The organism is Paucilactobacillus suebicus DSM 5007 = KCTC 3549 (assembly GCF_001434475.1).
In the GTDB taxonomy this organism is placed as follows: domain Bacteria; phylum Bacillota; class Bacilli; order Lactobacillales; family Lactobacillaceae; genus Paucilactobacillus; species Paucilactobacillus suebicus.
Window position 1 is genome coordinate 25535 of sequence record NZ_AZGF01000001.1, and the last position, 23245, is coordinate 48779.

At 39.0% G+C, this 23245-nt stretch carries 19 protein-coding genes and 1 other annotated feature; of the genes, 1 reads left to right on the forward strand and 18 read right to left on the reverse strand.

Translation table 11 applies throughout. The features are described from left to right. Positions 1–15: 15 nt before the first annotated feature. From queA to yfmF, 12 genes are all read right to left on the reverse strand, one after another. Positions 16–1053, reverse strand: coding sequence for a tRNA preQ1(34) S-adenosylmethionine ribosyltransferase-isomerase QueA (queA, locus tag FD16_RS00145; RefSeq protein WP_010622783.1), 1038 nt, complete (start codon positions 1051–1053; stop codon positions 16–18). Next, a complete protein-coding gene (ruvB, locus tag FD16_RS00150; protein ID WP_010622784.1) occupies positions 1053–2072 on the reverse strand; it encodes a Holliday junction branch migration DNA helicase RuvB in 1020 nt (339 codons plus the stop codon). The genes queA and ruvB overlap by 1 nt, the downstream gene beginning before the upstream one ends. 16 nt (positions 2073–2088) lie before the next feature. Then, positions 2089–2685 (reverse strand): Holliday junction branch migration protein RuvA, encoded by a 597-nt coding sequence (ruvA, locus tag FD16_RS00155; protein WP_010622785.1) that lies wholly within the window; start codon positions 2683–2685, stop codon positions 2089–2091. A 75-nt stretch (positions 2686–2760) separates the two neighbouring features. After that, a complete protein-coding gene (gene mutL, locus FD16_RS00160) occupies positions 2761–4704 on the reverse strand; it encodes a DNA mismatch repair endonuclease MutL (RefSeq protein ID WP_029508418.1) in 1944 nt (647 codons plus the stop codon). Positions 4705–4727: 23 nt separating this feature from the next. Further along, the gene (mutS, locus tag FD16_RS00165; protein WP_033386136.1) at positions 4728–7334 is read right to left on the reverse strand and encodes a DNA mismatch repair protein MutS; all 2607 of its coding nucleotides are present in this window, start codon (positions 7332–7334) and stop codon (positions 4728–4730) included. Positions 7335–7485: 151 nt separating this feature from the next. Beyond that, positions 7486–9045: a ribonuclease Y gene (gene rny, locus FD16_RS00170; RefSeq protein WP_010622788.1), complete on the reverse strand. Its 1560-nt coding sequence runs from the start codon at positions 9043–9045 to the stop codon at positions 7486–7488. Positions 9046–9230: 185 nt separating this feature from the next. After that, positions 9231–10277: a recombinase RecA gene (gene recA, locus FD16_RS00175; RefSeq protein ID WP_010622789.1), complete on the reverse strand. Its 1047-nt coding sequence runs from the start codon at positions 10275–10277 to the stop codon at positions 9231–9233. A gap of 95 nt (positions 10278–10372) precedes the next feature. Further along, positions 10373–11611 carry a competence/damage-inducible protein A gene (locus tag FD16_RS00180; protein WP_010622790.1) on the reverse strand — a complete coding sequence of 413 codons (1239 nt, stop codon included), beginning with the start codon at positions 11609–11611 and terminating at the stop codon, positions 10373–10375. Between the two features lie 105 nt (positions 11612–11716). Beyond that, entirely contained in the window at positions 11717–12301 is a 585-nt protein-coding gene (pgsA, locus tag FD16_RS00185; protein ID WP_010622791.1) for a CDP-diacylglycerol--glycerol-3-phosphate 3-phosphatidyltransferase, read from the reverse strand. Between the two features lie 24 nt (positions 12302–12325). Beyond that, positions 12326–13294 carry a helix-turn-helix domain-containing protein gene (locus tag FD16_RS00190; RefSeq protein WP_010622792.1) on the reverse strand — a complete coding sequence of 323 codons (969 nt, stop codon included), beginning with the start codon at positions 13292–13294 and terminating at the stop codon, positions 12326–12328. 83 nt (positions 13295–13377) lie between these two features. Continuing rightward, complete coding sequence (yfmH, locus tag FD16_RS00195; protein ID WP_010622793.1) at positions 13378–14679, reverse strand: EF-P 5-aminopentanol modification-associated protein YfmH; 1302 nt, start codon at positions 14677–14679, stop codon at positions 13378–13380. Further along, positions 14672–15928 (reverse strand): EF-P 5-aminopentanol modification-associated protein YfmF, encoded by a 1257-nt coding sequence (gene yfmF, locus FD16_RS00200; protein ID WP_010622794.1) that lies wholly within the window; start codon positions 15926–15928, stop codon positions 14672–14674. The genes yfmH and yfmF overlap by 8 nt, the downstream gene beginning before the upstream one ends. Positions 15929–16187: 259 nt before the next feature. Here yfmF and FD16_RS00205 point away from each other — a divergent pair, with 259 nt between their 5' ends. Beyond that, entirely contained in the window at positions 16188–17546 is a 1359-nt protein-coding gene (locus FD16_RS00205; protein WP_010622795.1) for an aspartate kinase, read from the forward strand. 68 nt (positions 17547–17614) lie between these two features. Here the strand turns inward: FD16_RS00205 and cls are convergent, their stop codons facing one another. The 6 genes from cls to mreC all read right to left on the reverse strand — a co-directional run bounded on the left by cls (position 17615) and on the right by mreC (position 23184). After that, entirely contained in the window at positions 17615–19066 is a 1452-nt protein-coding gene (gene cls / locus FD16_RS00210) for a cardiolipin synthase (protein WP_010622796.1), read from the reverse strand. A 62-nt stretch (positions 19067–19128) separates the two neighbouring features. After that, complete coding sequence (locus FD16_RS00215) at positions 19129–19974, reverse strand: amino acid ABC transporter substrate-binding protein (protein WP_010622797.1); 846 nt, start codon at positions 19972–19974, stop codon at positions 19129–19131. Positions 19975–19996: 22 nt separating this feature from the next. Continuing rightward, the gene (locus FD16_RS00220) at positions 19997–20647 is read right to left on the reverse strand and encodes an amino acid ABC transporter ATP-binding protein (RefSeq protein ID WP_056938509.1); all 651 of its coding nucleotides are present in this window, start codon (positions 20645–20647) and stop codon (positions 19997–19999) included. A gap of 15 nt (positions 20648–20662) precedes the next feature. Further along, entirely contained in the window at positions 20663–21310 is a 648-nt protein-coding gene (locus FD16_RS00225) for an amino acid ABC transporter permease (protein WP_010622800.1), read from the reverse strand. A gap of 176 nt (positions 21311–21486) precedes the next feature. After that, positions 21487–21718, reverse strand: a binding site (T-box leader). Positions 21719–21784: 66 nt separating this feature from the next. Then, positions 21785–22321: a rod shape-determining protein MreD gene (mreD, locus tag FD16_RS00230; protein ID WP_010622801.1), complete on the reverse strand. Its 537-nt coding sequence runs from the start codon at positions 22319–22321 to the stop codon at positions 21785–21787. Between the two features lie 11 nt (positions 22322–22332). After that, a complete protein-coding gene (gene mreC, locus FD16_RS00235; RefSeq protein ID WP_010622802.1) occupies positions 22333–23184 on the reverse strand; it encodes a rod shape-determining protein MreC in 852 nt (283 codons plus the stop codon). Between the last annotated feature and the right edge of the window lie 61 nt (positions 23185–23245).

The following is a 23245-nucleotide window of genomic DNA, read 5'->3' on the forward strand; positions in this document are numbered from 1 at the left end:
CTACCCTTCGTAATATTACTTGATAAACATTGCATCCCCAAAACTAAAGAAACGATACTTTTCTTCAATCGCGTGTTTGTACGCATTGAGAATTGTATCACGTCCAGTAAATGAAGCAACTAACATGACTAATGTTGACTTTGGTAAATGAAAGTTTGTAATAAATGCATCGACAACTTTCCAGTCATATCCTGGCTTAATAAAAATATCCGTCCAGCCTGAATCAGCCTTGATTTCACCGTTGAATTTCGTGCCAATTGTTTCCAACGTGCGAATTGATGTTGTACCTGTTGCTACAATTCTGCCACCGTTCTTCCGAACGTCATTCAACACTTTAGCTGACTCTTCATCCAACCGATAAAATTCGCTGTGCATTTTGTGGTCTTCAATTTTTTCTTCATCAACCGGTCTGAACGTTCCCAAGCCAACATGTAAAGTTAAGTAAACAAGTTTAATCCCCTTGTCTTCCACTTTTTGCAATAGCTCCTTAGTCCAGTGTAATCCGGCTGTAGGAGCAGCGGCTGAACCATTCTCCTTAGCATAAACCGTTTGATAACGTTCTGGATCATCAAGCTTTTCCTTGATATATGGTGGTAACGGTGTTTCTCCAAGTTTCTCCAAAATTTCCAAGAAAATTCCATCATAATGAAACTCAATCATGCGGCCACCATGTTCAAGTTCTTCCGTAACTGTGGCAGTTAATTCACCATCGCCGAACTTAATTACCGTGCCTGGTCGAATTCTTTTGGCAGGCTTTACTAATGTTTCCCATGTGTCACCTTCAGTGTTGTTCAGTAGTAATACTTCAACATGACCGCCAGTGTCTGGCTTGATGCCATATAGGCGTGCAGGCATAACACGTGAATTATTCATTACTACTGCGTCGCCTTCATGCAATTGATCAATAATATTATAAAAATGTTTGTCTTCCATTTCACCGGTTTTGTGGTCTAAAACCAATAGACGAGATGCATCTCGTTCCTTAATTGGTGTCTGAGCAATTAGCTCATGTGGTAAATCATAGTCAAAATCATCAACAGTCAGTTCAGTCATTATTTTTCTCCTCTTTTATCTGGATATTCTAATCCTAAATGAGTATAGGCAGCCTGAGTGGCAACCCGTCCGCGCGGTGTCCTACTTAAAAAGCCAATTTGAAGTAGATAAGGCTCATACATCTCTGCAATTGTATTTGCCTCCTCACCAATATTAGCCGCTAATGTGTTTAGTCCAACGGGTCCTCCACCATAGTAATTAATAATGGTCGTCAATAATTTATTATCGACTTCATCCAAGCCACGTTGATCAACTCTAAGCATTGTTAACGCAGACGATACAATCCCCTTATCAATTGAATCATGTCCACCAACTTGGGCAAAATCACGAACTCGCTTAAATAATCGATTAGCAATTCTGGGTGTTCCGCGTGAGCGCAAAGCTAACTCCTTTGCCCCAGCCGTTTCAATCTCGGCATTAAATATGCCAGCGGTTCGCTTAACAATCTGTTCCAACTCAGCGGGCTCATAATAGTTCATATGTTCAACAATACCAAAGCGATCGCGTAATGGTGCTGATAAAACGCCTGCCCGCGTTGTCGCTCCGATCAGTGTGAATGGTGGTAACGGAAAATGAACTGGATGTGCAGTTGGTCCCTGTCCAACCACAATATCGATATAATAATCTTCCATAGCTGAATATAGCATTTCCTCAACAATTTTAGGTAACCGATGAATTTCATCGATGAATAGCACATCACCGGCCTCTAACTCATTCAAAAGTGCAACTAAATCTCCGGGCTTTTCAATTGCTGGTCCACTAGTCGTTTTGATATTAACGTGCATTTCATTGGCAATCACCATCGCCAAAGTTGTTTTACCTAATCCAGGTGGGCCATAAAGCAAGACATGATCTAATGCTTCCTCACGTTCACTGGCAGCCTTGATGTATACCGATAATTCACGTTTAATTCTTGATTGACCAATATACTCACTCAGCAAGCGGGGCCTTAAAGAAACCTCAAGAGACTCCTCTTGCTCATCATTGGTTTGCGAAGACATAATTTGATCGTCATCCATTCAAGTCCCCTCCTTCCTACTTAGTTAGCATTACCAGTCCTTGTCTCAGATAATCATCCGTAGTTGTCGTTGAAAGTTTTCTCAACTGCTTAGCAACCTTTTGAACTTCTTTTTCTCTATAACCAAGAGCACTCAATGCTGCCAATGCATCTGCTAATTCAGGCTGATCATTAGTAGTTTTTTGAGGTGTATTAAACAAATCTGGTTCATTAAGCTGCTTAATTTTATCCTTCAGGTCCAAGATAATTTGTGAAGCAGTCTTTTTACCAATTCCCGGGAATTTTGTTAAATAAGCAACATCGTTACCAGCAATAGCATTGATTAGACCGCTATGATCAGTATTTGCTAAAATTGCCAATGCACTTTTGGGCCCAATACCAGAAACATTAATGAGTTTTTCAAATAGCTCTTTTTCTTCCTGATCATAGAATCCATACAAAGCGATATCGTTATCACGAACCGCTTGGTATACAAAGATTCGAACGGTTTGTTCACGACTTTCCTGATATCTATATGGATTTGCCGTCATTAACTTGTAGCCAACACCATTAACATCAATCACTACAAAACTAGGATTGACTATTGTGACATAGCCTTCAAAATATTCAAACACTGGTTATTCCCACCTTTTTTATGCATCTTTCTAATTGTATCATATGAAAACACAGCGACCTAACCATTATTACAATTAGAATTCGTGCTCGTCAAAATCACCAGCATATGGGTCATGGCTATCTTGAATTCGCTTGAACATTCGTTCAAGTTCAGTGTTATCAAAGTGAATAAGAACCGGTCTACCGTGAGGACAATTAAACGGATTTTCACAGGTTGGTAATTTTGTTAATAGCGCTTTGGCTTGCTGATCATCCAAGTAATGATTGGCTTTAATTGCACGCTTGCAGCTCATCATGATAGCTGTTTTTTCTCTAAATTGAGCAACTGTCAAATGACCATCTTTAATAATCCAGTCAATCATTTCACGAATTGTGCTTTCCTCTTGACCTTGTTTAATCCACGTTGGGTGTGAATGAACAACGAAACTATTTTGTCCAAACGACTCCAAATGTAACCCAACATCACTTAATACATCCAGGTGGTCACTGATTGTTAGAACGTCCGTGGTCGAATAATCAAGAACTAGCGGAATAAGCAAATTTTGCTGATCATCACTAACTTCTCCAATTGCTTTTCGATAATATTCATAGTTAATACGCTCTTGTGCAGCATGTTGATCAACCACATATAATCCGTCGGAAGATTGAGCCAACAAAAAGGTGCCGTGCATTTGTCCCAAATATTCTAAATTTGGAAAGCGCGGTTTATCCTGTTGTTCTTGACGTGCTAAATCGAGCTCCTCACTAACCAGTTTGTCCGTCGTTTGCTGATTAATTGCTTCATTTTTTTGATACTTTGCATCAAATGCCTGCATCATCGGTGTATTTAACTGGTTTCGATTAGTGATAATAATCGGTTCAACTTCTGCATCACTTTGAGCTTCATCTTCTGTTGTTGGATCAGGAACAGTTCCCGATAAGTGTGGTGAACTCCCGTCATACGTTGTTGATGCTTCGTTCAAGTCACGTTGCAGTGCACCGAAATCAATTTGATCGGCGGCTGGCATATCTTCCAATACATCAGGAATCAGATTTTGTTGTGCCATTACTTTTCTGATTGCACCAGCAATCAACTGTTGCAACTGGCCTTCCTTACTAATTCGCACCTCTTTTTTGGCAGGATGTACGTTAACATCTATAAGAACCGGATCTAATTCAATCAGCAAGACGCTTAAAGGATAGCGACCAATCATTAACTTGGATCCGTACCCCTGAATAATTGCTTTTGTTAACTGAAAATTGCGAATATACCGATGATTAATAATAATCGAGATATATTGACGAGATGATCTAGTAATCTCAGGAAACGAAGTGTAGCCACTGATTGAAAAATCTGGGTCTTCATCGCTGAACGGTACCATTTTTCTAGCATTTGTAATTCCATAAATTGCCGCGATAACCTGTTGTAAATTTCCATTACCAGGTGTCCGCAATAACTCTTTTTCATTGTGAGTAAATGAAAACGCAACATCGGCGTGTGCTAATGCCAGTCGATCAATGATATCAGAAATCTGTGCTAGTTCTGTTTGAGGTGACTTCAGGTACTTTAAACGCGCTGGTGTATTGAAAAACAAGTCACTCACAGTGATATCAGTTCCTGGCCTCGCAGCAGCCGGTTTAGTACTTAGAATCTCTCCACCTTTAATATGGATCATCGTGCCCCTGTCATCATCGGCTGCTGTCGTTAAGACAACGTCAGCTACGGAAGCAATACTTGGTAATGCTTCGCCACGAAACCCCAATGTTTTAATTCTGAATAAATCATGCGGATCAGCAATTTTACTGGTGGCATGTCTTTTAAAAGCAATTTCGACATCATCGGGTAAAATTCCGTCCCCATCATCAATGATTCTAATTTGGCCTAACCCTGACTGAGTCACAATGATATCGATTCGATTGCTGTGGGCATCAAGTGAATTTTCAACTAACTCTTTAACAATGGATGCCGGTCTTTCAATCACTTCGCCAGCAGCAATTTGATCAGCTAATACATCGCTTAATTCGTGAATTTTACTCATGAGTGAATTCCTTTCTTTTTGATTTATTGTAATTTTTGTTGCCACTCATACATCTTATTCATAACATCCATTGGTGTCATGGACATCAAGTTAAGACGTTTTAACTGATCCAGCACTTGATCAACATTTGGGTCAACATCAACTGGATCAAAAAGCGCTAATTGAGAAGCTTCTGTTTTACCTTTAGGATCCTCATCCGACTTTTCTAAATCAATTTCTCGACTAACATTTTCAGCCTGTGATTCTACATGGTGAACTTGCTGATTATCTAATGAAGCTGCTCTGCTTTCCAAACCAGTTAAAATCTCATTAGCTCTTTTCAGTAATGTTTCTGGCATGCCAGCTAGTTTTGCAACATGAATACCGTATGATTGATCAGCGGCCCCGTCCTCAACTTTATGCAAAAATACTAGTTCGCCATTTTTTTCGACCGCACCGACGTGAACATTTTTTAACTCAGCCAAAGTATCTTCAAGAACCGTTAATTCATGATAATGCGTTGAAAATAACGTCTTTGCGTGGACACGATTATGAACAAACTCAATAATTGCTTGTGCTAAAGCCATTCCATCATATGTGGCAGTTCCACGTCCGATTTCGTCAAATAGAATTAGACTATTTTCACTCGCGTGAACTAGGGCATTATTTGCTTCCTGCATTTCCACCATGAAAGTACTTTGACCAGAAATCAAATCATCAGCAGCTCCAATACGAGTAAATATTTGATCGAAAATTGGCATTTTTGCTTTTTTCGCAGGAACAAAACATCCCATTTGAGACATAATGACCGTCAAGGCTAACTGTCTCATGTAGGTGCTCTTACCTGACATGTTAGGCCCAGTGATTAACAGAATATTAGTCTTCGGGTTCATTGACACGTCATTTGGAACATACTCTTGGTGACCCATGAATTTTTCAACTACCGGATGTCGTCCTTCAGTTATTTCTAAATCATGAGACTTAGTATATGTTGGCCTAATAAAATGATACGTTTCACTAACCACAGCAAAACTTTGTAATACATCTAGTTCAGCAACCCGTTTAGCCAGTCTTTGCAAACGATCAATTGATTCTTTAACTTGATCACGCACATCAGCAAAGAGTTGATATTCGAGGGCAGTCGATTTATCCTGGGCCTCTAAAATCAAAGTTTCTTTTTCTTTGAGTTCTGGCGTTGAAAATCGCTCTGCATTGGTTAAGGTTTGCTTTCGCTCATAGCGATCGTCTGGTAACTTATCTAAGTTGGCTTTGGTGACCTCAATGTAGTATCCGAAGACATGATTAAACCCAATTTTCAGGTTATTGATTCCCGTATTTTGCCGTTCCTGTGCTTCAAGTTTAGCAATCCACTGCTTACCATTTTTCATTGCATCACGATATTCATCAAGCCGATCGTTATAGTGATCCTTGATCACTCCTCCATCCGTTACAGAGATTGGTGGTTCCTCCGCAATTGATTGATCTAGCAAGCCAACAATGTCTTCTAGTGGGTCCAGTTGTTTCATTAGTTCATCAAAAACCGGTGAGTTAAGAGATTCCAGAATATAGCGGACCTTAGGTATTTGTTGCAAAGACGTTTTTAATTGAATCAGGTCCCTGCCGTTCACGCTACCGTATGCTACTCGACCAGCCAGACGTTCCAGATCGTACACCTTTGTCAGTTCATCTTGTAAGTTACTTCTTTCAAAGTAGTGATCTAGTAGCTCCTGAACTTTATCCTGTCGTCCTTCAATCGACTTTCGATCTAGTAACGGGCGATCCAACCACTGTTTAAGAAGACGACCGCCCATTGCAGTTTTAGTTTCATCAAGAAGCCACAATAATGTTCCTTGTTTCTTACCACTTCTGATGTTATTCGTTAACTCTAAATTATATTTAGAATAATGATCCATCTTCAAAAAATATGACGGTTCATATGCTACTGCTCGTTGCAAATGAGCCAAGCTCCGTTTTTGTGTGACGGTCAAGTATGTTACTAATAGACTAACAACCTTAACTTCAGACGAACTATCTAAATCTTGCGTTAAGTAACTGACTTCAGAAGATTGCACAGTTTCACCTTGATGTGATATTAAAATCCCTTGTTCGTTAAAAAAGTTCAACAATGAATCTTCAAGTGTATCATCAACCACAACTTCCTTAGTTCTGAGGTTAATCATTTCGTTAATAAGCGAGTCACGATTGTCTAACACACTAGTTTTTAATTCACCAGTTGATAAGTCCGTGTATGCCAAGGCATAACTTTGGTCCTCAATCACCAGAGCAGTCAGGTAATTATTATCTTTTGCTTGTTCGCCAGACATATCCATTTGCGTTCCTGGCGTTACTAATCGCGTTACCTCTCTTTTGACCATTCCCTTTGCTAATTTAGGATCTTCCATCTGTTCGCAAACAGCAACTTTATATCCCTGGTCAATCAATATATCAATATAATTTTGAACCGCATGGTGAGGCACCCCGCACATTGGGATTGGAGTTTGCGAGTTTTTATTTCTTTGGGTTAGTGTTAACTCAAGTAACTGTGAGCCCTTAATCGCATCATCATTAAATAATTCATAGAAATCGCCCAATCGATAAAACAGGAACGCGTCTGGGTACTGATCCTTAACTGCTTGATACTGCTTCATCATTGGTGTCTCTTTCGTCGCTTGTGCCACTTACTTCACCCCACAAAATTAATACAACAATTTTACCACGTTTTGACTTAAATTTTAGTTATTTAGCACTTTCAGTATTTAATAACAAATAAGGATTGAAAGAGGTTCTCACCCCTTTCAACCCTTATTTTGCATAATCTACAGCTCGAACTTCACGAATAACGGTAACTTTAATGTGACCAGGATATTCAAGTTCTTTTTCAATTTCTTGCTTAATATCATGCGATAATTCTGTAGCTTGTAAATCAGAAATCGTCTTTGGCTTAACAATGACCCGAACTTCTCGTCCAGCTTGGATCGCGTAACTATGATCAACACCCTTATGACGGTTTGCAATGCTTTCTAGCTGTTTCAACCGTTGGATGTAATTTTCTAAGGACTCACTTCTAGCACCTGGTCGTGCACCAGAAATTGCATCAGCCGTTGCCACTAACACAGCAATAACTGATTCTGGTTCAACATCACCATGGTGAGATGCAATTGTGTTAATTACAACTGGATTTTCCTTATACTTAGTGGTTAACTCTACCCCAAGTTCAACGTGTGAACCTTCTACTTCATGATCAACTGCTTTACCAATATCGTGTAATAACCCCGCGCGCTTAGCTAATGTAACATCTTCGCCAAGTTCAGCAGCTAATATTCCTGCTAACTTAGCAACTTCAATTGAGTGATCCAACACGTTCTGACCATAACTGGTCCGGTACTTCATCCGACCAATGATCTTAATTAAATCTGGATGAATGGAATGAACTCCTAAATCAAAGACAGTCTGTTCACCAGTTTCACGTAATTGCTGATCCATCTCTTTTTGAGCCTTTTCAACGGTCTCCTCAATACGTGCCGGATGAATACGGCCATCTTGAATTAGTTTTTCAAGAGCAATCTTGGCAATTTCACGACGAATGGGATCAAAGCCGCTTAATACAACGGCCTCTGGAGTATCATCAATAATCAAATCAATTCCAGTCAGTGTTTCAAGGGTCCTAATGTTGCGACCCTCTCGACCAATAATGCGCCCTTTCATATCATCGTTTGGTAGTGTAACAACGGATACTGTGGTCTCTGAAACCATATCAGCTGCACTACGTTGTATTGCACTAACTATCAAATCCTTAGCCTTTTTATCGGCCGAAGCAGCAGCTTCCTGCTCACTATCACGGATCATGACTTCCCGTTCATGCTTTAATTGTTTCTTCATGTCGGTCAAGATTTCGTTCTTGGCATCCTCTTGTGACATTTCTGCCACTTTTTCTAATTCCACCTGGCGTTGGTCAATTAATTCTGTTACTTGTTGTTGATCTTTTTGAATTTGCTCCTCGTGCTTACTAATTTTAGTTTCACGTACACTTAAAGCATTTTCTCGTTTTTCAAGGGCATTATCCTTGCGATCAAGTGTCGTTTCACGTTGTAATAACCGGTCTTCTTGCTTTTGAACTTCTGCACGACGACCCTTTAACTCATCTTCAACGCCTTCACGATACTGATGACTTTCTTCCTTAGCCTCTAGAATTGCTTCCTTTTTGGCAGTCTCAGCTTCTTTTTTCGCATCAGAGATAATTCCTTCGGCACTATTGCGAGCCTGGTTAACTTGTCGTTCATACGAAGTCTTTTTAACCATGTAGCCCACAATCACTCCGACAACAATAGCGATCACGGCGAGAATTATGCTAATTGCATTCACTTTTTCACCTCCGCATCAACTATAAAATTGCTGTTGGTCAAATAATCTTTTTAATTTAACGTGTTAATTGATTATTTACACTGTACCAATTCTAATATTGCTTGTAAATCATGTCAACTAATTGTCAATTCAATTGCTACAAAAAAACAGTTAGCAATTAATAACTTGCCAACCGTTTATCTTTTTTAGCTCTCTGCGTCATCAAGATTTAATTCACTCGGATCCGATTCAACAGTGGTATCGGCATCCATGCCGTACGCAACACGAACTTTGTTCATTAATTCGTCCATTGTATCTGGGTGATCCGCTAAATACTGTTTTGCATTTTCGCGACCTTGACCAATTCGATCATCCCCGTATGAGTACCAGGCACCACTCTTATTAACCAAATCTTTTTCAACGGCCATGTCTAGCAGTTCACCAGTCTTAGAAATCCCATGACCATACATAATATCAACTTCAGCACGACGGAACGGAGGCGCAACCTTGTTCTTAACAACCTTTATTTTAGTTCGGTTACCAACAACATCGGTGCCGTCTTTAATTTGTTCAGCGCGACGAATTTCTAGTCTAATCGTTGAATAAAACTTAAGTGCGCGGCCTCCGGGTGTTGTTTCAGGATTACCGAACATAACACCAACTTTTTCACGAATTTGGTTAATGAAAATTGCAATTGTTTTAGTCTTATTGATTGATCCTGAAAGTTTACGAAGTGCTTGAGACATTAATCGAGCTTGCAGCCCAACATGCGCATCCCCCATCTCACCTTCAATTTCAGCACGTGGCACTAAGGCTGCGACCGAATCAACAACAACAATATCAACTGCGCCACTAGTAATCAGTGCATCCGCAATTTCAAGTCCTTCTTCACCCGTATCTGGTTGAGACAACAGTAAATCATCAATATTTACTCCAAGTGCCTCAGCATATTGAGGATCCAATGCATTCTCGGCATCAATGTACGCAGCTGTGCCACCTTGATGCTGTACTTCAGCGACTGCATGCAAGGCAACCGTCGTTTTACCTGAACTTTCAGGGCCATACATTTCAACAATTCGTCCACGAGGGTATCCTCCGACACCCAACGCATCATCTAATGCCAACGAGCCGCTGGAAACTGTGGCGATTTGCATATCAGCTTGGTCGCCCATTCTCATAATGGACCCCTTACCGAAATTTTTTTCAATTTTTCTTAGGGCAGCATCAAGCGCTGCCTTACGTTCATCAGCCAATTGAGTTCCTCCTTAAAATAGAAGCTTTATCCTTCATCAATAATATCAGTTATGTTTCAAAAATCAAGAGAAAGTCGAACAAAAGTTCGTATTTTTCATTTTAATTCTAAATAAAGTAAGTACAATACTTGCCAAACACTTTTTTCTCTAATCGTTTGTCGATCATCGGTGGCCGGTAGTGAAAGTTGCTTAGTAATGGTGTGTCCATCTTTTTTTGAAATACCAACCCAGACAGTTCCAGGAACTTGGTTCTCCAAACTATCTGGTCCTGCTACACCAGTAAAAGAAACACCATAATCGGCATCCATAATTTGACGACTTCTTTCAGCCATCTCGATAGCAACGGGTTCGCTAACAACTCCATATTCCGAAATAATGGAGTGATCTATGCCTAGTATTTTTTCCTTTACATCATTAGCGTAGGTCACAAATCCACCATTAAACACGTTTGACGCACCACTAATTGTACAAATCGTTGCCTGAAATAACCCAGCCGTCAAACTTTCAGCCGCAGTGATGGTTTGCTGATGCTCCTTTAATTTGTCGACAACCAACTGTGCTAAATTATCTTTTGCATCATCACTTAAATAGAAATTAGCATATTTGTTTATTAGCTGCCGCTCAATTGAGGTAATTTCATTATTCATTGACGCATTCGTGGCAGTCAATCTTATTTCAATGGCATGAGCTTGTGAGTAGGAACCAATTGAAATTAAAGGTGTCGCCATTGCAATTTTTTCCGCACCATCCATTAACTCAGATTCGGAAATTCCTGCAAAGTACAACGATCTAGAAACTATATGCGTATTCAATGAATACTGCTTTATCAACGCAGACTTTAACGCAGTTTCAAACATTGCCTTCATTTCTACCGGAGGTCCTGGTAAAACGACAACATCTGCACCATTTTCATTTATATAAAAATCCCCAATTGCCAACCCAGCTGGATTCTGAAGAATCATAGCACCATCCAAATATTCAGCTTGTTTACGATTTGTGTCTACCATCACACGTTTCTGTTTATCAAAATAATTGGTTATTTTGGCCATTTGAGACGCATCTGTTAGTAGCCTTACATTCAGTGCTTTAGCGACTCCTTCTTTTGTCTGATCATCGGTTGTCGGGCCAAGGCCACCACATAAAATGACGATATCTGCCCTATTAAGTGACTTTTTTAGTGTTTCAGAAATCCTATTAATATTATCTCCAATAACCGTCTGATAATGGGTATCGATTCCCAAATCAGCCATTTGACGTGCCAAATAGGTGGCGTTAGTATTGTTAATTTTACCAAGCAGTAATTCTGTACCAACAGTGATTATTTCTCCCTGCATTATTTGCCCTCCTAAATAATAATTACGAGACAACTTAAATTCTACCTCTAAAAACAAAAAAAGGAAGGATTGCCGCTCAGCGTCATCCATCCTCTAAAGTAAAAATTATTTTAATCCATCTGAAAACACCGATCGACCCTTAATAAAGTAATCGATCCCGGAATAAACAGTGAAGAACAAGCAAATATACAGCATGATTTGACCAAAAGGAATATTAGCCCATGCAAAGAAAACATTGTGAAGAAGTAAAAACGAAATTGCGATAAACTGGCTAACGGTTTTGATTTTGCCTGGCATTTTTGCTGCCATAACTTCCCCATTAGTCTCAACAATTAACAGTCTAAGTCCGGTAACTGCAAGCTCACGCCATATAATCACAACCGATACCCAAGCTGGAACAACACCCATTGACGTCAACACAATAAATGCCGTCATCACTAAAATTTTATCAGCTAAAGGATCAGCAAACTTGCCGAAATTAGTAACCAGATGATTTTTACGGGCAATGTGCCCATCTAAATTATCAGTAATACAAGCAATAATAAACAAAACTGCCGCTATCAATTCAGCAACTGGGATGGTTGCTCCACCAAATGTAACGCTTCCCCAATTAAGTGGCAAAACCAGTAATAGTAGGAAAAATGGCACTATGCATAAACGCATGACAGTTAATTTATTTGGTAAATTCAAAAAAAAGCCTCCTCATTATTCCCATTAATTTGATTGTGTACTAGAAGATGAACCTGCACTTGATGAACTTGCACTTGATGAACTTGAACTAGTCGTCGAAGATGTAGAACCATTTAAGTTCAAAGTAACCTTGCTGACGTTTGGATACTCATTATCTTTAGTAGCGTTAATAGTCTTACCATTCAATTTCAATGTTGTGTATTGAGCGTTTCCAAGGGAGATAACAACCTTTTTGGCGGATGAACTAATTTTAACGGTCTGGGACTCATTAGCACTCAATGTCTGACTTAGTTGAGGCGTACCATCAGTTGTGACCGATATCCACGCACGCTTAGTCGGCGTAATCTTTAATTTTAGATCACTTGAACTAGCACCTTTAACTGTGAATACAGCAGCACTAGATGTCTGTGAAGTTGCATTCAAGCTCAGCTTACTACTCTTCGAAGAGGTTGATTCCTTCGTCGAAGAAGAATTTTTACTGCTCGTTTTACTACTCTTTTGACTACTTTCACCAGATACAGATACTGAGCTACTGTCAATATTGTTGTTATCAGAACTTGAACTACGCCCATGCAAGGCGGTTAACCAAATCACACCCAAAATAACAAGAATTACAACGGCAATAATAATTGTCGGCAAATATTGACGAACTCGGTCAAGGGAATCGGTATTTTTCCTCGTTTGTCCCGCCCGTGTCTCAATTGCACGTGACATGTGTTCCGAATACTCTGTTGACTTACTTTTGGGTAATTCATCGTCGTAGTCACGCAGCAACTCATCCCCGTTTAGTTGAACAGTGTCTGCGTATTGCTTAACGAATGCACGAACATAAAAATCTCCAGGCAACTCATTAAAATTTTCATCTTCAATTGCAATTAAGTATCTCTTTTGAATCTTAGTTGCCTTTTGAAGGTCGTCTAACGTATACCCCATGGATACGCGCGCATTACGTAATTTCTTTCCAATTTCAATTTTAGAATTTTCTTCTGCCATGAACACTATTTCTCCAATACTTTTATCTTGTGTACGCCGTCGACAGTATAGCATATTTCAGCCATTAATTATTTAAATTTAGCTTAATTTGAATGCCGTGGAACAACTTGGTAAACAGAAATTCCCTGTGATTGAATGAATTCTTTTGCAATTACATATAGATCATCAATCTTAATTGATTCTAGAACTGTAATTTCATCAAGTAGATTAGTTCCACCAAACAATTTACCTGCATATCTATTGGCGATTGCTTCAGGTGAGTCAAGTAATGCAATCATTCTGCCAAGCATGGCACGCTTAATATTGTCAAATTGTGAAGCAGCCGCCTCGATTTGCTGATGCGCACTCTCCAAAATACCAATGATTTCATCAGCAAATCGTTCAATATGATCAGTATCACTACTGAAATACGCAAAATGAAAACCTCTTTGCATTTCAAAATTGTAGCTGAAAGAATCATCAATAATTTCGTTATTATATAGGCGTAAATAATTATCTACGGTATCGTCAAATAAGATATCAAGCAATAGTTCTACCCCAAGCCGATATCTAAGTCCCGCTTCACCTGCCGCAATTTGTTCTAATCCACGAACACCAACCATCACTTTGGGCCTAGTAACATCCATCTCCAAGGTTCTGAAAGGAATGACATCCTTTCCGCTTGGGTCGTTTAATTCAAATCTGACTTCAGGATTACTTGGTTCATCAAAATGTTTCTTACTTTGATTGTCTTTAACGCATTCAATAGCTTCTGCGGGATCAACGTTGCCAACAATGAATAGATTCATATTATGTGGCTGATAGAACGTGTCATATGTTGAATACAGTGTCTCCGAGCTGATTTTATCGATTGATTCCACGCTTCCAGCAATATCAACATGCATTGGATCATGGGGATAAAGATTACCAAGCATCCCGAAATAAAGTCTCCAATTGGGATCATCATCATACATCTTGATTTCTTGGCCAATGATGCCCTTCTCTTTTTGAACAGTCTGAGAAGAAAAATATGGTTGTTGGACAAAATCAAGCAACACATCCAAACTTTCGTGAATGTGTTCCGTCGTTGAAAATAGGTAGCTAGTTTGAGTAAAACTAGTAAATGCATTGGAATCTGCACCTAATTCTCCAAATAAATCAAATGCATCATGATCAATTTTTTCAAACATTTTATGTTCCAAAAAATGTGCAACTCCATCAGGTACCGTGACAACCTCATCACTGCCGGTAGGCACAAACGTCTGATCTATCGAACCATAATCAACAGTTAAAATTGCATATGTTTTATGAAAATATTTTTTCGGTAAAACTTGGACAACCAGCCCATTTTCTAACGTTTCATCATAAATTGTTTCATCGTACTTTGAATACGAGTGCTCATTCATTTTTCAAATCTCCATTTAAATAATACACTGCCTGCAGCTTTAGTTTAGACGCAACTCTCACCACATCTGCACTCGTGACTTGATTAACTTTTTCAACTACATCATCTGGTTCCTGATGTAATAATGAATCCGTCAGCTTCCGTTCAACAATGTTACCAGCCGTGTCCAAACTGGTTTTGTATTGATTTACTAATCCTTCTTTAACTTCTCGCATCAATTCATCACTAAATTTACCAGCAATGATATCATCAATCTGCTCTTTAATTAGCGTACGTGCACGATCATAATTAACGTTTTGAATACCAGTTTGAATTGATAACATCCCACTAAAACTATGATATTGGCTCGATGCATAATAAGCCAAACTTTCCTTTTCTCGTACATTTACAAATAATTTAGACAGAGGTGACCCGCCTAAAATACCGTTCATTACAACAGCAGCGTAGTGGTCTTTATCCAAAAAACAAACTGGCAACTCATATGCCAAGTTTAGCTTTGATTGGTTCAACGCTTGAGTCTCTTCTTCGTTAACAGCCTCATCTTTTGGTTCCTGACGATACATCAACTTATCATTATCAAAATGACGGGGTGCGAATTCAAACTGTTTAAACTGGTCGATTACGTGATTTTCATCAACATCACCTAAAACCACAATATTAATTTTGTCGTGACTAACCATATTATGATAGACTTCAACTAATTTTTCGGCAGTTAACGATTCAAGATCGTCTAGCCTACCAAAGCTGGGAATCTGCATAACAGAATTTTTATCAAAGTAAAGTTGACGAAGCTTAGTTGCAGCGTAGTACTGCTTGTCATCATCTAAAGATTTAATTGCACTATAAAGATTAGCTTTTTGTAGGTTAAAGGTTGGTTCATCAAACGAACCATTATCAATTAGTGGATTAAACAGCATTTCATGAATTAAATCAATCGTTCGATCCAATAAACCATCAAACGCATACTGATCATTAATAAAACGAGCTTTTAATCGAACTGTATGCATCGTCCCAATTCGTGCTACTCCAGTTCCAACGTCAGCACCATATAGCCGTGACAACTGTCTTGCTAATGCCGTTTGCGTAGGATATTTATGGGTACTGGTTTCAAGCAGGTCTCCAAGTAAACTCCTAGCTGTCGTGTTATCAGCAGTTTGAGGTGTCCCAAAGTTGACAATAATTTGGTTATTTTTGAACTGTGATGTTTTGATAATATGTAACTCAACACCATCTGTTAGTCGAAAATCCAATACAAATCCTCCATCTACATCTCACTACCTTGTATACCATCCCGGCAGGAAAAAAATCGTCGATTATTCACCAAATAAGCGGTGGTTCAACTACATTAAAACCGATGTCTCACATGTTAAATAATGATACGTTACTTCAGTTAAAAATACAAACCAAATTTAAAAAATGAAATTTTGATTAAAAAAATCGGTTCCACAGAATTGTAACTACGCCGCCTGTTTGCTATGATGTTAATTAACGAAAAGGAGAGAGTGAATCGTGAAGGTTATTAAATTTGGCGGAAGCTCATTAGCTAGTAGTCAACAATTAAAAAAAGTAATTGATATTGTAAAAGATGACCCAGCAAGACGCTGTGTGGTCGTATCGGCACCCGGGAAACGCAATCCTGCTGATACCAAGGTAACTGACCTGCTAATTCGTTATGCGGAACACGTTATCTCAGGTAGTGATTACGAAAAAATTCAGGGAGAAATTATTTCGCGATATCAGGAAATAGCACTTGGGTTCTCATTAACACCCGAAGAATTTGCACCAATTAAACGGGCAATCTTGAATCTTCCCCTCAAAAAATATAAAAACAATACATACCTGATGGCGGCATTTAAAGCCCATGGTGAAAAATTAAATGCGCAATTAATCGCTCGTGTATTTAATATCGTTGGCATTGCAGCTCAGTATCTTGATCCAAAGGACGCAGGTATGGTAGTTACCGACGTCCCGGATGACGCCCAGATTCTACCTGAAAGTTATGCAAACATGCGTAAATGGCAGAACAACGCTAATGTTCTAGTAGTACCTGGCTTTTTCGCTTACAACGAAGAAGGTGCGATATGCACATTTTCACGTGGTGGATCAGACATCACAGGAGCAGTGATGTCTCGTGGCCTAAATGCTGACTTATATGAGAACTTTACCGATGTTGATGCCATCTACTCGGTTAACCCAAACATCGTCTCGCACCCCCACGCCATCGCTCATATGACGTTCCGAGAAATGCGTGAATTATCATATGCAGGATTTTCGGTCTTCCATGATGAAGCATTAATTCCTGCAATTCAAGGAGACATTGCGGTCAACGTTCGTAATACCAACCACCCTGAAGCTCCTGGAACAATCATATCAGCACGAATCAAACCGAATAAGGAATATCCAGTTCGCGGTATTACAGCTTCAAAACATTTCTGTGGCCTTTATATTAGTAAATATTTATTGAATAAAGAGGTCGGTTTTACCCGTAAGGTGTTGGATGTATTGTACAAATTCAACATCAGTTACGAACACATGCCGTCTGGAATTGACGATATTACAATCATCATGTCTGAAGACAATTTAACTCCTGAATTAGAGCAATCACTAATGTCTGAACTCCAGACAGCAATTCATCCAGACGAAATGCACATGATCCATGATTATGCAGTTGTGATGGTGGTAGGAGAAGGAATGCATGACACAATCGGTATCATGGCTAAGGCAACTAAGGCTTTAGCTCAGGCCGGTATTAGACTTCAAATGATTAACCAAGGCGCATCAGAGATTTCAATTATGTTTGGTGTTGCTCAGGATGAGGCTGATAGGTCTGTGGCAGCCTTATATGGCGAATTCTTTCAGCACGATTAAAAGAAATAAAAATATCTAAAAAATCATCACGTAATCTTCGTAAGCAGAAGATTGCGTGATGATTTTTTTTAAAGGATTGGTGCCACTAAGCGTGACAATTTTTGTTTTATTTTAATATACCTAGATTGATTTCGAAAATGTTCTTTCGTCAAAAAATCAGATTTTTGTTGATCGTGCAAAAAAATCAACTCCGTAGCATGTGCAAATTCTCGATCATATAAAAATGCATTTGCTTCAAAATTAAGCTTAAACGATCTAATATCCATATTGGCGGAGCCAATAGAAACAATCTTTCCATCAATAACGATCATCTTAGAATGCATAAATCCGTTTTGATAGGAGTAAATTTTACCACCTGCATTGATCAGTTCCTGGCAATAATACTCAGTTGCTCGATAAACAAACGGATGATCTGGCTGATCCGGAATAATCAGTCGGACATCGACTCCCGCAGTCGCTGCGATGGACAAAGCTTCCAAAACACTCGAGTCTGGAACGAAATACGGTGATTCAATGTAAATTTTTTTTGTCGCAATGGATATCATTTTGACGTACCCTTGTTTAATCTTTTCGCGATCGTCATCCGGGCCACTGGAGACAATTTGCATGCTGGTGGATCCCTTAGCAACTGTCTGTGGAAAATACTTTGCATCAAAACGAACCTTGTCCTTTTTGGTTGTCGCATTCCAGTCTAAAAAGAATCGACTTTGTAGTGACAAAACGGCATCCCCGACAACTCTCAAATGAGTATCTCGCCAGTAGCCAAATTTTTTCTTGCGGTTAAGATACTGGTCCCCTACGTTAAAACCTCCAATATATCCAGTTTTGCCATCTATAATAACTAACTTTCGGTGATCTCTAAAGTTCAGTCTAAGTGAAAACGGCAAAAATTTGGAAGTTAAAAACGGTTCAACCTGACCACCTAATTCAACCAAATGCTTAAATAACTTACGCTTAGAACCGTGAGATCCTAATGTATCGTAGATAACTCTGACGTGAACTCCATGCCTGGCCTTTTTTTCTAGTATCTTAACAAATTCATTACCAATTTGATCGTTATACCAGGTAAAAAACTCAATATTAATATGGTGTTTAGCTCGTCTGACATCTTCAAAAATGCTGTCGAACAATTTGTTACCATCTGTATATATTCGAACTGCGTTACGCTTTGTGAGCACGGCATTGTCAGTTTCTAGAAAAAGTCGTACCAGTTCACGTGCAGAGTTTGTCACTTGGTTTGCCGGCAATAATTCATGTTCATCGAATTGAAGCTTTTGGTTGGCAACAATCTGATCGATACCCAAACGCTGCTGCGCCTTCAAATCAAAAATTCGGCGATGAGACAATTTACGACCTGCAAATAAATACAACAAAAAGCCCACTACTGGAAGTACTAAAAGTACCAGCAGCCAGGCCCAGGTTGCGGAAATATCACGTTTTTCTCTAAATACAATAATGAATGCCGTAATCGTGTTAATTGCAAACACAACATCAGCCAAGATCCAAAAATCAATCACCACGATGACTGCCCCCGTCAATTATTAAACTTAGCATAACAATTGTCGCTGGATTTGTCACGGCTTTATGGCTTACCCAAGTAGTTACTTGAATCACCAAACCATTTTTCATTAATTTTCTTTAACTGTCCATCCTTTTGCATTTTTCCTAAAGCAGTATCAATCTTTTTCTTCATTGTGACGTCACCTTTACGCATCCCTACAGCAAAGTTTTCAGATTGAATTTTATTACTAAAATACGTTGAATAAGCTGAACTATTAGACTGGTGCTTAATATAGTATTCAGCGTAAACCTTATCCATCAAAATACCTTGAATTCGGTTAGCATTCAAATCAATAAATGCATCAGGAAATGTGTCGTACAAAATTGGTTTCTTCCCTTTGATCAAATCTTTAAGCATCTTAGGATTTTTATCCAGAACGTCGGAACCTGTTGATCCATTTTGAACGCCAAGCGTCTTACCCTTCATATCGGCAAAATCTTTAATATGACTCGATTTTTTTGTCACCAATATCTGTTTATTTTTCAAGTATGGTCGACTAAATAAAACCGCCTTCTTACGAGCACTGGTAATGGTATAACCATTCCAAATTAAATCAATCGTACCATTGTTAAGTTCCGTTTCCTTCATTGACCAATCAATTGTTTGAAAATCAACCTTAATCCCGTACTGTTTAAAAACGGCACGAGCTAAGTCAATATCATACCCAACCAACTTACCATTTTTTTGACGAAAGCCCATCGGTACGAAGCTATCATCCAATCCGATAACCACTTTACCACGACGTTCAATTCTGCTCCAAGTATCTTGCGTGTGTGCCTTTTGTGTGACACTCTCACACCCTGTCAGCATCAAACTAGGTACCAGCAACACAATTAAGAGAAGCCAAGTTTTCCACTTCTTTAACATTTTCTCTCCCCCTTAATTGCGATTATTTTTGGTTTAATTTATCAAGTGAGCTGACTTCTAGAATGTCATCAGCAATATTTTTGGCAAAGTCCATATCATGAGTAACAACCAGTTGCGTCATGCCATCTTCTTTTAAACCAAGAATCAGTTTTTCAACCTCACGCCGCAAGTTAGGATCAAGAGCAGAAGTTGGTTCATCATAGCAAAGGATTTTAGGATGCATTGCAAGAGCGCGGGCAATGGCAACACGTTGCTTTTGACCACCTGATAGTTGATATGGGAAAAGATCACCTTTCCCTTTTAATCCTAACTGTGCCAACAATTGTTCTGCCTCATCAAGTGCCTCATTCTTATCCTTTTTAAGAACCATAGTTGGTGCCAAAGTGATGTTATCAAATACCGATAGGTGAGGAAATAGGTTGAAATCTTGAAAGACAACACCGATAACACTATCAGTTGTATCGGTTCCTTGCGGATCAAATGACTTACCATCGATCAAGAATTCACCAGAATCAGCCTTTTCAAGTCCAGTTATGCAACGCAATAAAGTAGTTTTCCCGGCTCCTGATGGTCCAACAATACTCAATACTTCGCGGTCCTTAACGGTAACGTTCATGTTGTTTAAAATGACACGACTGCCAAAACTCTTTTTCAAATTTTTAATTTCTAACATTCTGAACCCTCCCGTTTACTTGTAATATGAATAGCGTTGTTCAACCTTGTGAAGTAGGTATGTGCAAATTCCAACTAATATTAAATAAATCACACCAACTAGCACCAGTGGGACCAAGGTAACATCACGTGATGTTGCAACATTACCGGCACGTAATAGATCACCAAGGCCAATCACGTAGACTAATGACGAATCTTTAATTAGGTTAATCACTTCATTACCAACTGACGGCAGAACAATTTTAACAACTTGTGGTATCACAATTTTTCTAATCGTTTGCCAGTAACTTAATCGTAGAACACGTGCACTTTCGTATTGACCATTATCAATCGATTGAAGTCCGCCCCTAAAAATTTCAGCGAAGTAAGCTCCATAATTAAGTATAAAAGCGAAGACAGCAGCATCATATCTTTGAAAAACGATGCCAATTATTGGTAAACCATAAAAAACAAATATTAATTGAAGCAGTAATGGCGTTCCCCGCATCAGCCACACATAAAAATCAAGTACCCATTTTAAAGGTTTAATCTTTGACGTGAGTCCCAAACTGACCACAATTCCCAAAGGTAACGAACCGATCAATGTCCAGAAGAATAATTGCAAAGTCAGGCTAGCACCTGAAAGAAGCGATGGTAGTATTTCAAATACATAATGTAATGACATCTTTTAACCTCCCAGTTAATATAACTTCTTATAATTTATAACAAAAGCGTTCTCTCGAACAATTAAGTTCAAGAGGACGCCTTACCGTGGTTCCACCCCTATTTATGACCATTTCACAACAATCACCTCAGCAAGTTTGATAAATAAAAAACGCCCTCACAATTCATAAATTGAATTGCGAGGGCGATATCCGCGGTTCCACCTCAACGTTACTGCACTTTCACAAGCACAGACTCAGCAAGTTTGTTCATCAAACTCAACGTGTTAACGGGGCTTCCCGAGTCTCCCTACTAAATTCAGGAAACTAACTCACAGATGTGATTCCATTCATCAGTCATACCTCGCTCTCAGCAACCGAAGCTCTCTGTCTTTAACCAACCAACGTACTATTCTGTTCATCGTTTTTTAACTTTTTAATTAACGTGTATTATCCTAATACACCGCAATTTAATTGTCAATCACTTAAATTAGAAACTATGATCTAGCTTCCTCATTATACCTGCTATACAGCAAGTAAAGTGGATAGTACAGAACAACAAAATAAATTAAATTTAGTGCCAGTGTCGGTGCCAAAGTGTACAAAACAAAGCTGCTAAAACTTGCGGAAGCAATCCCAATCACGGAATATGCAGCGTAGTTTAAAAACTCAAACACCGCAACATCAATAAAGAACACCATGAATGCCGTTAAAAAGCTGGGTGTAAAGTACTGGCCAATTACTCTGGTTAACCAAACGATTAGCGGAAATAAAACCATATACAGTCCTAAAATGCCAGAATAGTACAGGTCAAAACAAATGCCTGTTGCTACCGCAAAACCAGTTAACGGGATATGGACATCGTTTTGAAAGAAATACCCCAGCGCCAGCCATAATAATACTAGATGACTAACCATCGAATATGGGTAGCTAAAAAACACACCACTAAATATTTTGCTGAACGAACCATCCAAGAAAAAAGTAATGAATAGTCCAATTGGAAAAACAAATCTCAGTTTTGATAATCTATACATTCGTATTACCCCTATGAATCGAGTTCAGCAACCGTAACGATATTAATGTCGTTAAAGCTGGTGGCCGGTGTAATGTAAATCTTCTTTGCTAGTCCATAATCATCTTCACTGACTTTTGCAACTTTACCAACATACAAGCCTTTTGGAGTAACTCCACCCATTCCGCTTGTAATAACCTTATCGCCCTTCTTCAGACTAACCTTAGAAGTAACGTCACCCATTGTTAGCAATCCGGTAGACTTTTGATAGCCGGAAATAATACCGTTAACTGTCTTACCCGATTTATTTGTTATTTGAATGGCAAACCTGTTTGAAGCCTCATTGCTGTCACTAAGCAATTCCACTTTACTGTTTGTTTTGTTAACCTCTGAAATTCTACCAATTAAACCTGAGCCAGACATGACAGCCATATTTTTGCTAACTCCCGAAGTTTCACCTTTATCGATAATAAGTTGGTTTTGCCAAGATGAAGGCGTCCTAGTCATTACAGCAGCTGTGACAGTACTATAGTCTGTTAGTGAATGATTTAATTTTAGTTCTTTTTTAAGTTGTTTGTTTTCGGTAGTCAACGTTTGGTTTCTAACCTTAACCTGCGCTAACCCCGTCACCTGTTGTTTTAGTTGACGATTTTCTTGATAGGTATTTGTTAACTCAGAAATTGAATTAAAACCTGACTGCAACCCATTTGCAGGTAAGGCAACAATTGTGCTTGCAAAGCCAACTATGTCGTTACCAAATTGTTGAATCAAAGGTGGCGTTGCCCGCTTATTTCTCAAAACAACTGACCCACCCATTAAGCCAAAGCACACAACCAGAATAACGACAATTATTACTAGTCTCTGATTTGAAAAAAACTTACGCATTTTTATCCTCCAATGAAGTTACGGATTAATATTAACGGGGTTGGACAAAACATTAGTTTTG